Origin of the sequence: Pseudomonas sp. StFLB209 (assembly GCF_000829415.1) — a bacterium.
Lineage (GTDB): Bacteria > Pseudomonadota > Gammaproteobacteria > Pseudomonadales > Pseudomonadaceae > Aquipseudomonas.
The window spans coordinates 2,237,900-2,250,992 of sequence record NZ_AP014637.1; the positions used below are offsets into that span (position 1 = coordinate 2,237,900).

10 protein-coding genes and 1 pseudogene are annotated in these 13,093 nt (G+C 59.4%); 9 read left to right on the forward strand and 2 right to left on the reverse strand.

Annotated elements, in window-relative coordinates:
* Positions 1–79: 79 nt before the first annotated feature.
* Positions 80–293 (forward strand): annotated as a pseudogene (locus PSCI_RS29045) (RHS repeat-associated core domain-containing protein); the annotation flags it as partial.
* Between the two features lie 450 nt (positions 294–743).
* Here the strand turns inward: PSCI_RS29045 and PSCI_RS10335 are convergent.
* On the reverse strand, positions 744–2,120 hold the full coding sequence (locus PSCI_RS10335; RefSeq protein WP_045486036.1) for a glutamine synthetase family protein: 1,377 nt from the start codon (positions 2,118–2,120) through the stop codon (positions 744–746).
* A gap of 610 nt (positions 2,121–2,730) precedes the next feature.
* Here PSCI_RS10335 and PSCI_RS10340 point away from each other — a divergent pair.
* The 7 genes from PSCI_RS10340 (at position 2,731) to PSCI_RS10370 (ending at position 11,050) form a co-directional block, all read left to right on the forward strand.
* On the forward strand, positions 2,731–4,089 hold the full coding sequence (locus PSCI_RS10340; RefSeq protein WP_045486039.1) for a glutamine synthetase family protein: 1,359 nt from the start codon (positions 2,731–2,733) through the stop codon (positions 4,087–4,089).
* Positions 4,090–4,148: 59 nt separating this feature from the next.
* Entirely contained in the window at positions 4,149–5,513 is a 1,365-nt protein-coding gene (locus tag PSCI_RS10345; protein ID WP_045486043.1) for an aspartate aminotransferase family protein, read from the forward strand.
* Positions 5,514–5,605: 92 nt separating this feature from the next.
* Entirely contained in the window at positions 5,606–6,703 is a 1,098-nt protein-coding gene (locus PSCI_RS10350; RefSeq protein WP_045486046.1) for a polyamine ABC transporter substrate-binding protein, read from the forward strand.
* Positions 6,704–6,977: 274 nt separating this feature from the next.
* Complete coding sequence (locus PSCI_RS10355) at positions 6,978–8,072, forward strand: polyamine ABC transporter substrate-binding protein (RefSeq protein ID WP_045486049.1); 1,095 nt, start codon at positions 6,978–6,980, stop codon at positions 8,070–8,072.
* Positions 8,073–8,127: 55 nt separating this feature from the next.
* On the forward strand, positions 8,128–9,270 hold the full coding sequence (potA, locus tag PSCI_RS10360) for a polyamine ABC transporter ATP-binding protein (RefSeq protein ID WP_045486052.1): 1,143 nt from the start codon (positions 8,128–8,130) through the stop codon (positions 9,268–9,270).
* A 35-nt stretch (positions 9,271–9,305) separates the two neighbouring features.
* Complete coding sequence (locus tag PSCI_RS10365; RefSeq protein ID WP_173426712.1) at positions 9,306–10,187, forward strand: ABC transporter permease subunit; 882 nt, start codon at positions 9,306–9,308, stop codon at positions 10,185–10,187.
* Positions 10,184–11,050 (forward strand): ABC transporter permease subunit, encoded by an 867-nt coding sequence (locus tag PSCI_RS10370; RefSeq protein ID WP_045486058.1) that lies wholly within the window; start codon positions 10,184–10,186, stop codon positions 11,048–11,050. Before PSCI_RS10365 ends, PSCI_RS10370 begins: the two co-directional genes overlap by 4 nt.
* Here PSCI_RS10370 and PSCI_RS10375 read toward each other — a convergent pair whose 3' ends face one another.
* Positions 11,051–11,989: a LysR family transcriptional regulator gene (locus PSCI_RS10375; RefSeq protein WP_045486061.1), complete on the reverse strand. Its 939-nt coding sequence runs from the start codon at positions 11,987–11,989 to the stop codon at positions 11,051–11,053. It abuts the gene before it with no gap.
* 105 nt (positions 11,990–12,094) lie between these two features.
* On the opposite strand from PSCI_RS10375, the gene araD1 reads away from it, so the two are divergent.
* Positions 12,095–13,090, forward strand: a complete 996-nt coding sequence (gene araD1, locus PSCI_RS10380; RefSeq protein WP_045486064.1) for an AraD1 family protein — start codon at positions 12,095–12,097, stop codon at positions 13,088–13,090.
* Positions 13,091–13,093 lie beyond the last annotated feature (3 nt).

Below are 13,093 nucleotides of genomic sequence, written 5' to 3' on the forward strand. Positions count from 1 at the left end.
CGGTTTTCAATTTCTTCTCGGGGTCAGACCAATGGCTGAGCAGCGAGCGCTACTTCCCGTCCCTCCGAATTGTGGGGCAGCAATTGGATCTGGACAGCGTCAATCCGTGCACCTGGGCTTCAATGGCGATCTCTGCGAGCCAATCACTGGCCATTATCTGTTGGGCAATGGCTATCGGGCGTACAACCCAGTATTGATGCGCTTTAACAGTCCGGACAGTTTGAGTCCGTTTAGTGACGGAGGGTTGAATGCCTATGCGTATTGCTTGGGTGATCCGGTCAATCATGTCGATCGTGACGGGCACATTCCGGCATTCCTGAATGTGCATAATTTTCTGAAAGTCGTCTCTGGTACGGCATTGGTTGCTTCTGGAGGGGCTGTCATTGCGGGAATAGCCGTAAAAGAAAAGAATCTGAAAACAGGCCTGATGGCTGTAGCGGGGGTGTTGTTGACGGCAGGCACTGTGGGCGCACTCAAAACCTGGCACAGGACTGCACGCTTGGCTGATACGGCGCCATCATCTTTGTCGCCGCCGTCATATGAAATGGCTTTGCGCCACCCTCCGTCGTATGAAACGGCCTTGCTCTCTCCTCCTTCATATAGCGTAGCAATTAGTAGGCAAACGCAGTCGGCCAGGCAAGTTGCAGATATCAGGCGCAGTTCGGGCATGGCCGAGACGGCTTTATGAATATGGGTTAGAAAGCATGCCGGCTCCTTATGAGCCAGCGATGCTTTTGACCCCGTTAAACCGTATGCAAGTACCAGTTGTACTCCAAATCCGAAATCGAGTGCTCGAACTCTTCCAGCTCGCTCTCCTTGCAGGCCACGAAGATATCGATGTATTTCGGATCGATGTATTTGGCCATGACTTCGCTGTCGTCCAGCGTGCGCAGGGCGTCGCGCAGGTTGTTGGGCAGGCTCTGCTCGAATTGCTCGTAGGAGTTGCCTTCGACCGGTGCGCCCGGCTCGATCTTGTTGGTCAGGCCGTGGTGCACGCCTGCCAGTACCGAAGCCATCAGCAGATACGGGTTGGCATCGGCGCCCGCCACGCGGTGCTCGATGCGCACGGCATCGGCGGTGCCGGTTGGTACGCGCACCGCCACGGTGCGGTTGTCCAGGCCCCAGGTTGGCGAGTTGGGCACGTAGAACTGCGCGCCGAAGCGGCGGTAGGAGTTGACGTTCGGGCACAGGAACGCCATCTGCGCCGGCAGGGTCTCGAGCACACCGCCGACCGCATGACGCAATGCGGCGTTCTGCTCGGGATCCTCACTGGTGAAAATGTTCTTGCCGTCGCGATCAAGGATCGAGATGTGCACATGCAGGCCGTTGCCGGCCTGGCCCGGATAGGGCTTGGCCATGAAGGTGGTGTCCATCTCATGGTCGTAGGCGATGTTCTTGATCAGGCGCTTGAGCAGTACCGCGTAGTCGCAGGCCTTGAGCGGGTCGGCCACGTGGTGCAGGTTGACCTCGAACTGCGCAGGGGCGCTTTCCTTGACGATGGCGTCAGCCGGAATGCCTTGCTCCTTGGCGCCTTCAAGGATGTCTTGCAGGCAATCGACGTACTCGTCGAGGTCGTCGATCAGGTACACCTGAGTGGAATGCGGGCGTTTGCCGGAAATCGGTGAGCGCGGTGGCTGTGGGCGGCCGTTCACGTTTTCCTGGTCGATCAGGTAGAACTCCAGCTCAAATGCGGCGCAGATGGTCAGGCCCATCTCGTCGAACCGGCTGACGACCTGGCGCAGTACCTCGCGCGGGTCGGCAAAGAAGGGTTCGCCTTCGAGTTCGTGCATGGTCATCAGCAATTGCGCGGTGGGGCGCTTTTGCCACGGTTCATTGCACAGCGTATTGGGGATCGGGTAGCAGATGCGATCGGCATCGCCGATATCCAGGCCAAGGCCGGTGCTTTCTACTGTGGAGCCATTGATGTCCAGGGCAAACAGCGAGGCCGGGAGGTTGATGCCTTTTTCGTAAACCTTGTGCAGGCTGGTGCGTTCGATTCGCTTGCCACGCACTACACCATTCATATCTGCAATCAGAAGGTCAACGTACAGAACCTCAGGGTGTTCCTTAAGGAACGCGTTCGCTTCGTTGAGCTGAACGGCACGCGGGGGTACCGACATGATGCAACACCTTTGTTGTTAAAAATATCAATCATCGAGTCTTGCCGGATTCAGTCAATCCGAAAGCCATGATGAAGTCAATAGAGCTTTCCTTTGCCCCGAAATGGCGCCATCGTGCCGATTATGCTGCTTGTCAGGGCATTCGCAACACGCTGCAGCCGGGCAATACCCGAAGCCATGAATTGGCGTGTTCAACGTATTTCTAATTATTGTGAAAAAAAATGAACGGCGCTAAGCTCCATCGCAACCCATAACAGCAAAAATACCGGGGGCGTCGATGTCTGCATTGCCATTCATGGACAACAACGCACACTGCGCAATGGCCTCGCCAGGCAGTGGTGTCGCCCATCACCGATGCACAGCGTCTACTGAACCCTATCACTATAGTGGCGCGGCTGACAGCGTGCCGCTTACCCCTTCGCGCTTGCGTATGACCGCGCATTTGACTCGGCATCCGCCTCCAGGTTGCGTTAGCCTTGCGCTGCGTTCATCAAACATGCATTTGCGAGGTGCATCCTGCACCGCACGGCGCCTGGGCACTGCACTGTGACGCCGAACAAGTCGCATCCAGGCCTGACTCCGGTCAGGACACGTCAAACCTGAGGTATTTATGAGTACCAATCTCGACCAGCTCACCGATTGGTTGAAAGAACACAAGATCACTGAAGTCGAATGCATGATGTCGGACCTGACCGGCATCACTCGGGGCAAGATCTCCCCCACCAACAAATTCATCGCTGAAAAAGGCATGCGCCTGCCGGAAAGCGTTCTGTTACAGACTGTGACCGGTGACTATGTAGAAGACGAGATCTACTACGAACTGCTCGACCCGGCCGACATCGACATGATCTGCCGCCCCGATGCCAATGCCGTGTATCTGGTGCCATGGGCTATCGAGCCGACGGCCCAGGTGATCCACGACACCTACGACAAACAGGGCAACCCCATCGAGCTGTCGCCGCGCAACGTGCTCAAGAAAGTCCTCAAGCTGTATGCCGACCAGGGCTGGCAGCCGATTGTCGCGCCGGAGATGGAGTTCTACCTGACCAAGCGCAGCGATGACCCCGACTACCCGTTGCAGCCGCCGGTAGGCCGCTCCGGGCGTCCCGAAACGGGCCGGCAGTCGTTCTCCATCGAGGCCGCCAACGAGTTCGATCCGCTGTTCGAAGACGTTTACGACTGGTGCGAACTGCAGAACCTCGACCTCGACACGCTGATTCATGAAGATGGCACGGCGCAGATGGAAATCAACTTCCGTCACGGTGATGCGCTGTCGCTGGCTGACCAGATCGTGGTGTTCAAACGCACCATGCGCGAGGCCGCGCTCAAGCACAACGTGGCTGCGACCTTCATGGCCAAGCCCATGACCGGCGAGCCGGGCAGCGCCATGCACCTGCACCAGAGTGTGATCGACATTCAGACCGGCAAGAGCATCTTTTCCAACGAAGACGGCACCATGAGCACGCTGTTTCTGCAGCATGTCGGTGGCTTGCAGAAATACATCCCCGAGCTGTTGCCGCTGTTCGCGCCCAACGTCAACTCGTTCCGCCGCTTCCTGCCTGACACCTCGGCGCCGGTCAATGTCGAGTGGGGCGAAGAAAACCGCACCGTCGGCCTGCGCGTACCGGATGCCGGCCCGCAGAACCGCCGCGTCGAAAACCGCCTGCCGGGCGCCGATGCCAACCCGTATCTGGCGATTGCCGCGAGTCTGCTGTGCGGTTTCATCGGCATGGTCGAAGGCATCAACCCCAGCGCGCCGGTGGTGGGGCGTGGCTACGAGCGCCGCAACCTGCGCCTGCCACTGACCATCGAAGACGCGCTGGAGCGCCTGGAAAACAGCAAGACCATCGAGAAGTACCTGGGCAAGAAATTCATCGTTGGCTACGTCGCGGTCAAGCGTGCCGAGCATGAAAACTTCAAGCGCGTGATCAGTTCCTGGGAGCGTGAGTTCCTGCTGTTTGCCGTCTGACCGCTGATAGCCCCGTAGGAGGGGCTATCCACCCTGCAATCTGGCAATGGAGTGATGCAATGACCGTCAAGAATCCACAAACCCTCGAATGGCAAAGCCTCAGCCACCAGCATCATCTGGCGCCTTTCAGTGACTACAAACAACTGAAGGAAAAAGGGCCGCGCATCATTACCCGCGCCGAAGGGGTGTACCTGTGGGACAGCGAAGGGCAGCAGATTCTCGACGGCATGGCCGGCTTGTGGTGCGTGGCGGTGGGCTACGGTCGTGAAGAGCTGGTCGCGGCCGCCAGTCGCCAGATGCGTGAGCTGCCGTATTACAACCTGTTCTTCCAGACCGCTCACCCGCCTGCTCTGGAGCTGGCGCAGGCGATCGGCCAGATTGCCCCGCAGGGCATGAACCATGTGTTCTTCACCGGCTCCGGCTCCGAAGGCAACGACACGATGTTGCGCATGGTGCGTCATTACTGGGCAATCAAAGGCCAGCCGAACAAGAAAACCATCATCAGCCGGGTTAATGGTTATCACGGCTCCACCGTCGCCGGTGCCAGTTTGGGTGGCATGACTTACATGCATGAGCAGGGCGATTTGCCGATTCCCGGGATTGTCCATATTCCCCAGCCGTACTGGTTCGGCGAGGGTGGCGACATGAGACCGGATGAGTTCGGTGTCTGGGCTGCCGATCAACTGGAGAAAAAGATCCTCGAACTCGGCGTGGACACGGTCGGCGCCTTTATCGCCGAGCCGATTCAGGGCGCTGGCGGGGTCATCGTGCCGCCTGACAGCTACTGGCCGCGCATCAAGGAAATTCTGGCCCGCTACGACATCCTGTTCGTGGCAGACGAGGTGATCTGCGGCTTCGGGCGTACCGGCGAGTGGTTCGGCAGTGACTACTATGGTCTTGAACCGGACATGATGACCATCGCCAAGGGGCTGACCTCCGGTTACGTGCCCATGGGCGGCCTGGTGGTGCGTGACGAAGTCGTCGCGGTGCTCAACGAGGGGGGCGATTTCAACCACGGCTTCACCTATTCCGGGCATCCGGTGGCCGCCGCCGTGGGCCTGGAAAACATACGTATCCTGCGCGAGGAACGCGTCGTCGAACGGGTCAAGGCAGAAACGGCACCTTACTTGCAGAAACGTCTGCGTGAGCTGAGCGACCACCCGTTGGTGGGCGAGGTGCGCGGCGTGGGTCTGTTGGGGGCAATCGAGCTGGTGCGCGACAAGGTCAGCCGGGAACGTTACACCGGGCAATCGGCGGGCATGATCTGCCGAACCTTCTGTTTTGAAAATGGCCTGATCATGCGAGCGGTCGGCGACACCATGATCATTGCGCCGCCACTGGTCATCAGCCTGGCGCAGATCGACGAACTGGTGAGCAAGGCGCGCCAGTGCCTGGATCTGACCTGGCAGGCGCTGCAAGGTTAATGCTGTTCTACAAGGCCATCCGCTAATCTGCCAGACTAACGGCGCTGCCAGTCAGCCGTTCTGTTTAATAACGACAACTTGGAGCTGTATCCATGAAAACATTCGGCAAGACCCTTCTCGCCTTGTCCATGGCGGGCCTGATGACCGCGACCGTGCACGCTGACGATAAAGTGCTGCACGTTTATAACTGGTCCGATTACATTGCCCCGGACACCGTGGCCAAGTTCGAGAAAGAGTCGGGTATCAAAGTTGTCTACGATGTGTTCGACAGCAATGAAACCCTGGAGGCCAAACTGCTGGCAGGCAAGTCTGGCTACGATGTGGTCGTGCCAAGCAACAACTTCCTGGCCAAGCAGATCAAAGCCGGGGTCTATCAGGAACTGGACCGCTCCAAACTGCCGAACTGGAAAAACCTCGACCCGGCGCTGCTCAAGGCGGTGGGCGATGCCAGTGACCCGGGCAACAAGTTCGCCTTCCCGTACATGTGGGGCACCATCGGCATCGGCTATAACCCCGAGAAGGTCAAGGCGGCACTGGGCGTCGACAAGATCGACTCCTGGGACGTACTGCTCAAGCCCGAGAACATCGCCAAGCTCAAGAGCTGCGGTGTGAGTTTCCTCGACTCGCCTACCGAAATGATCCCGGTGGCCCTGCATTACCTGGGTTACCCGACCAACAGCGAAGACAAGAAACAGCTGGCCGAAGCTGAAGCACTGTGGCTGAAGATCCGTCCTTCTGTGGCTTACTTCCATTCGTCCAAGTACATCTCTGACCTGGCCAATGGCAACATCTGTGTGGCCGTCGGTTACTCCGGTGACCTGGAGCAGGCCAAGTCGCGCGCTCATGAAGCCGGTGACAAGGTCAAGCTGTCCTACGCCATTCCCAAAGAAGGCGCCGGTAGTTTCTATGACATGGTCGCCATCCCTAAAGATGCCGAAAATGTCGACGCGGCCTACAAATTCCTGAATTTCCTGCTGCAGCCGGAAGTCATGGCCGAGATCACCAACGAGGTACGCTTCCCGAACGGCAACAAAGCCGCGACGGCGCTGGTCGACAAGGAAATCTCCGGTGATCCGAGCATCTATCCGACCCCGGAAGTGACTGCCAAGCTGTATGCAATTGCTGATTTGCCAGCCGCGACCCAGCGGATCCTGACCCGCAGCTGGACCAAAATCAAATCGGGGAAATAAATCTGTAACAATTAGTGGGGATGCTGCGTGGCCGTCTGCTGGCGCAGCATCTGCACTGCATGGACGTGGCTTCGGCCGCGAACCATCGATTGATCGCAGGTGATGCACCTGCTGACCAGATTCTTTGCCGGGGCGCACAGGTTGCAGGGTGCGTACCGTTTTTTCTGGAGAGATCCGCCCCCTTCAAGGGGACCTCTAAAAACGCATGCGCCCAGCCAGCAGATTGCTTTAGAGGTATCCAAAGGGCAGGCCCACTGTAAAAAGGACTGATGCTTTGTCTATTTCCATTCTGTTCAAGGCCGTACTGGCCGGAGCCGGGCTGACCCTGGCGCTGAGTGCCCATGCCGATTCTTCCGTTCGCGTCTACAACTGGTCGGATTACGTCGGTGAAACCACTCTGGCGGATTTCGAAAAGGCCACTGGCATCAAGCCGGTTTACGACGTGTTCGACTCCAACGAAACCCTTGAAGGCAAGTTGCTTGCAGGGCGCACCGGCTACGACGTCGTGGTGCCCAGCAACCATTTCCTGGGGAAACAGATCAAGGCCGGTGCCTTCCAGAAACTCGACAAGGCGTTGCTGCCCAATTACCAGAACCTCGACCCGGCACTGCTCAAGCGCCTGGAGAAAAACGATCCGGGCAACCAGTACGCCGTGCCTTACCTGTGGGGCACCAATGGCATCGGTTACAACGTCGAGAAGGTCAAAGAGGTGCTGGGTGTCGACAAAATCGACTCCTGGGCTGTGCTCTTTGAACCGGAGAACATCAAGAAGCTATCAAGCTGTGGTGTCGCCTTCCTTGATTCGGCCGACGAGATGATCCCGGCGGTGCTTAACTATCTGGGGCTGGACCCCAACAGCACCAAGGATGCCGATTACAAAAAGGCCGAGGCCAAGCTGCTGGAAGTGCGTCCTTATGTGACCTATTTCCATTCTTCCAAGTACATATCCGACCTGGCCAATGGCAATGTCTGCGTGGCGGCCGGTTTCTCCGGCGACGTATTCCAGGCCCGCGACCGTGCCGAAGAGGCCGGCAAGGGCGTCAAGATTGCCTATAGCATCCCCAAAGAGGGTGCCAACCTGTGGTTCGACATGCTGGCCATACCGGCGGACTCGAAAAACCTCAAAGAGGCCAGTGCATTCATCAACTACATGCTCGACCCGCAAGTGATTGCCAAGGTCAGTGACCAGGTCGGTTACGCCAACCCCAATACCAAGGCTGGCGAGTTCATGGATCAGGACATCCGCAACAACCCGGCGGTCTATCCGCCGCAAACCGTGCTGGACCGTTTGTTCGTAAATAGCGAGCTGCCCCCCAAGGTGCAGCGTCTGATGACCCGCAGCTGGACCAAGGTCAAGTCGGGCAAATAAAGAACCTGCCTCTGGCTCACAGCGCCAGAGGCATTATTTCCGGGAGTTTTTACCCATGGCAGTTGCCTCCGGCGCCCTAAACAATCCCCTTGAGACCGGTAAGCAGCCCAAAGAAGTATTGCTCAGGGTCGACAGGGTCACCAAAAAGTTCGACGAGACCGTGGCGGTGGACGATGTGTCCCTGCAGATCAACAAGGGCGAAATCTTTGCCCTGTTGGGCGGTTCCGGTTCGGGTAAATCCACCCTGTTACGCATGCTGGCCGGTTTCGAGCGCCCTACCGACGGGCGTATCTACCTTGATGGCGTCGACATCACCGACCTGCCGCCCTACGAGCGGCCGATCAACATGATGTTCCAGTCCTATGCGCTGTTCCCGCATATGACGGTGGCCGACAACATCGCCTTCGGCCTCAAGCAGGACAAACTGCCCAAAAACGAGATCGACCAGCGCGTCACCGAGATGCTCAAGCTGGTGCACATGACCCAGTACGCCAAGCGCAAGCCGCACCAACTGTCCGGCGGCCAGCGTCAGCGCGTGGCGCTGGCCCGCTCGCTGGCCAAGAAGCCCAAGCTGCTGTTGCTCGACGAGCCGATGGGCGCCCTGGATAAAAAACTGCGGTCGCAGATGCAGCTTGAGCTGGTGGAAATCATCGAACGAGTGGGCGTGACCTGTGTGATGGTGACCCATGACCAGGAAGAAGCCATGACCATGGCTGCGCGCATCGCGATCATGCACCAAGGCTGGATTGCCCAGATCGGCAGCCCGATCGACGTCTATGAAACCCCTGTCAGCCGTCTGGTGTGTGAGTTCATCGGCAGCGTCAACCTGTTCGAAGGCGAAGCCGTCGAGGACATGGAAGGCTACGCGCTGGTGCGTACCCCTGATCTTGAGCGGCCTATCTATATCGGCCACGGGGTTAGCACCTCTGTGGAGGACAAGAGCCTCACCTACGCACTGCGTCCGGAAAAAGTGCTGATCGCCACCCAGCAGCCGACCACTGAGTACAACTGGTCGAGCGGCAAGGTTCACGATATCGCCTACCTGGGCGGGCATTCGGTGTTCCATATCGAGCTGCCCGGCGGCAAGCGTGTGCAGGCCTTCGTGGCCAATGCCGAGCGCCAGAACGACCGGCCGACCTGGGGTGATCAGGTTTACATTTGGTGGGAAGACGACAGCGGCGTGGTACTGCGCTCATGAAAGCACGCAAGGTCAAGCGCCTGCTGCGGCGCATCATCCCCGACGGGCGGCAACTGGTCATTGGCGCGCCCTTTCTGTGGCTGTTCCTGTTTTTCGCCCTGCCGTTTCTGATCGTCCTGAAGATCAGTTTCGCCGAAGCCGACGTAGCGATCCCGCCGTATACCGAGATCTTCACCTACGCCGAAGAAAAGCTACAGATCGTGCTCAGTTTCACCAGCTACACGATGCTGGCGGGCGACGATTTGTACCTGGCGGCTTATCTGGGCTCGCTGAAGACCGCGTTTTTCAGCACCTTGCTGTGCCTGCTGATTGGCTACCCCATGGCCTACGCCATCGCCAATGCCCGCAAGGACATCCAGACGGTGCTGTTGCTGTTGATCATGATGCCGACCTGGACTGCGATTCTGATCCGGGTCTATGCCTGGATGGGCATCCTCGGTAACAACGGCCTGCTCAACGGCTTCTTGATGTGGCTGGGCCTGATCGACGAGCCGTTGCAGATCCTCAATACCAACCTGGCGGTGTATATCGGCATCGTTTACTCCTACCTGCCGTTCATGATCCTGCCGCTCTACGCCAACCTGGTGAAGCACGATCACAGCCTGCTGGAGGCCGCCTCGGACCTCGGTTCGAGCACCTTCAACAGCTTTTGGAAAATCACCGTGCCGCTGTCGAAGAACGGCATCATTGCCGGCTGCATGCTGGTGTTCATCCCGGTGGTCGGTGAGTTTGTGATTCCTGAGCTGCTCGGTGGCCCGGAAACCCTGATGATCGGCAAGGTGCTGTGGCAGGAGTTCTTCAACAACCGTGACTGGCCGGTGGCTTCGGCGTTGGCGGTGATCATGCTGCTGGTGCTGATCGTGCCGATCATTCTGTTCAACCGCAGTCAGGCCAAGGAACTGGAGGGCAAGGCATGAGAGGCTTCAAGTTCTCCAATCTGATGCTGGTGGTGGGGTTGCTGTTCATTTACCTGCCGATGCTGATCCTGGTGATCTACTCGTTCAACGAGTCGCGGCTGGTGACGGTGTGGGGCGGCTGGTCGGTCAAGTGGTACGTGGGGTTGCTGGACAATACCCAGTTGATGGGCTCGGTGATGCGCTCGCTGGAAGTGGCCTTCTACACCGCCATCGCGGCGGTGGCGCTGGGCACCATGGCCGCCTTTGTGCTGACCCGTATCTCGCGGTTTCGCGGCCGCACGGCGTTCGGTGGTCTGGTCACCGCGCCGCTGGTCATGCCTGAGGTGATTACCGGTCTGTCGCTGTTGCTGCTGTTCGTGGCCATGGCGCAACTGATCGGCTGGCCTGCCGAACGTGGCCTGCTGACCATCTGGATCGCCCACACCACGTTCTGTACTGCCTACGTGGCGGTGGTGGTGTCGGCGCGCCTGCGTGAGCTGGACCTGTCCATCGAGGAGGCTGCGATGGATCTTGGCGCGCGGCCGTGGAAGGTGTTCTTTCTGATCACCATCCCGATGATCGCCCCATCGCTGGCGGCCGGCGGCATGATGTCCTTCGCCCTGTCGCTGGACGACCTGGTACTGGCCAGCTTCGTTTCCGGGCCTGGCTCGACCACCCTGCCGATGGAGGTTTTCTCTGCCGTGCGTCTGGGCGTGAAGCCGGAAATCAACGCCGTGGCCAGTCTGATTCTGTTGGCCGTGTCGCTGGCGACGTTCATGGTCTGGTACTTCACTCGTCAGGCCGAAGAGCGTCGCCGCAAGGCGATTCAACAGGCCATCGACGAGAGTCTGGATGCCTCGGTCAGCGAGCGGCGTCTGGCCTAGCTACGCATCGTCGACGCTGCCAACACCCGCCTGCAATGCCTCGGTCAGTAATCTGGCCGGGGCTGAGAGCGGTGTGTTGTGGCGGCTGACCAGCCAGAACGGTTCGCTGCGTGAACGCAGGGTCAGCGCCAAGGGCACCACGCCCATACCGCTGGCACTTTCAGCCACGGCCTTGGGCATCATCGCAACCAGTTGCCGGTCCTGTTGTAGCAGCATCAGGGTGGTGAAGGTGGACGCGGTTTCGATCGCAAACCGCGGAAACTCCAGCCCGGCCTCACTGAACTCCCGCTCCAGCACCAGCCGCATCGGCATGTTTGCCGGATAGACCACCCAGTTGTAATGCTGCAGCTCGTCGAGTGTCAGGCTGGCGGCAGCGGCCAGCGGGTGCAGTGGGTTGGCAACCAGTTGCAACGCCTCCGGGGCCAGCGGCAGGCAGTCATAGGCTTGCGGGCGCTGACTGACGCTGGTTCGGCAGAGCGCCAGATCCAGGCGCCCCTGGTCAATCAGGCCCAGCAGCCGGGCGCTGGTGTCCTCGACCACTTCCACCGCCAGTTCCGGCTGCGCTTCACGCAGGCGCGCCAGGCTGCTGACCAGCAACGGTACTGCGCCCATCACCGCGCCCACGGCAATCCGCCCCCCCTGGCCCTGCAGAATGCCGATCAGTTCTTCACGCAGGTGGGCCATGTCGCTGTGGATCAGCCGGGCATAGCGGATCACACAGCGTCCCAAATCGTTGGCTTCCAGACCCTGGCTGGTGCGGGTGAACAGCCGGGTGCCGAATGCCGACTCGATTTCGTTCAGCGCCGAGGTCGCACCGGGCTGGGTAATGGCCACGTACTCGGCAGCCTTGTGCAGCGAGCCGTGATCGTCCAGAGCGATCAGCAGACGCAGCTGCTTCAGGCGCAGCCGTGAGATCAGTGAGGTGAGCGGGGCGATCATGGGGATAAGTAAAGGTTATCGCTTAATCAGAGGCTCTCATTAGGCAGCCTGCTGGCAGATTCGTAAAGTGCGGCTTATCCACAGCAGAACAAGAAGGCCCATGCCATGCGACTGATCCAGTATGAAACCTCTGCCGGCCAACGCCATGTCGGCATCGTCGAGGGCGACCAGGTACACACCGTGCTGGCGACCCTCAGCACCCGGGAACTGGCGCTGGCGGCCATCAGCGCCGGTCATGGTCTGGAGGACGAAGTGCTCAAGCGCGGCAGCCAGCCCGGCCCGTTGTATCGGGATCTGCAGGAAGCCGGCCAGATACTGCCGCCGCTGGATCACGAAGACCCGGCCCATTGCCTGGTCAGTGGCACTGGCCTGACCCATCTGGGCAGCGCTGATACCCGTGACAAGATGCACCAGAAAAAAGACCAGGACGAAGCGACGCTCACCGATACCGCGCGCATGTTCCGTTGGGGCGTAGAGGGCGGCAAGCCAGGTGCCGGCAAGGTCGGCGCGCAGCCGGAGTGGTTCTACAAAGGTGATGGTTCGATCGTGCTGCGCCCCGGTGCAAGCTTTCCACTGCCGACCTTCGCCGAAGACGTCGGTGAAGAGCCCGAGCTGGTTGGCCTGTACGTGATCGGCCCGGACAGCAAGCCTTATCGCCTTGGCTATGCGCTGGGCAACGAGCTGTCCGACCACGTACTGGAGCGTCGTAGCTACCTGTACCTGGCACACTCCAAGCTGCGCTTCTGCGCCTATGGTCCTGAGCTGCGCATCGGTGCCTTGCCAGCGCATCTGGCCGGTATCAGCCGCATCCACCGCGACGGCCAGGTGTTATGGGAAAAGGAATTTCTCAGTGGCGAAGAAAACATGTGCCACAGCCTGGAGAACCTTGAGTATCACCACTTCAAATACCGCCAGTTCCTGCGGCCGGGCGATGTGCATGTGCATTTCTTCGGCACCGCAACCCTGTCGTTTGCCGACGCGGTGAGTGCCCGTCCCGGAGACATTTTCGAGATCGAAATCGCCGAGTTCGGCGCGCCGCTACGCACCGGTGTGGTTGTTGATGACGAGCCACTGGCTCCCGGCGCCGTCCAGGCGCTCTGAACA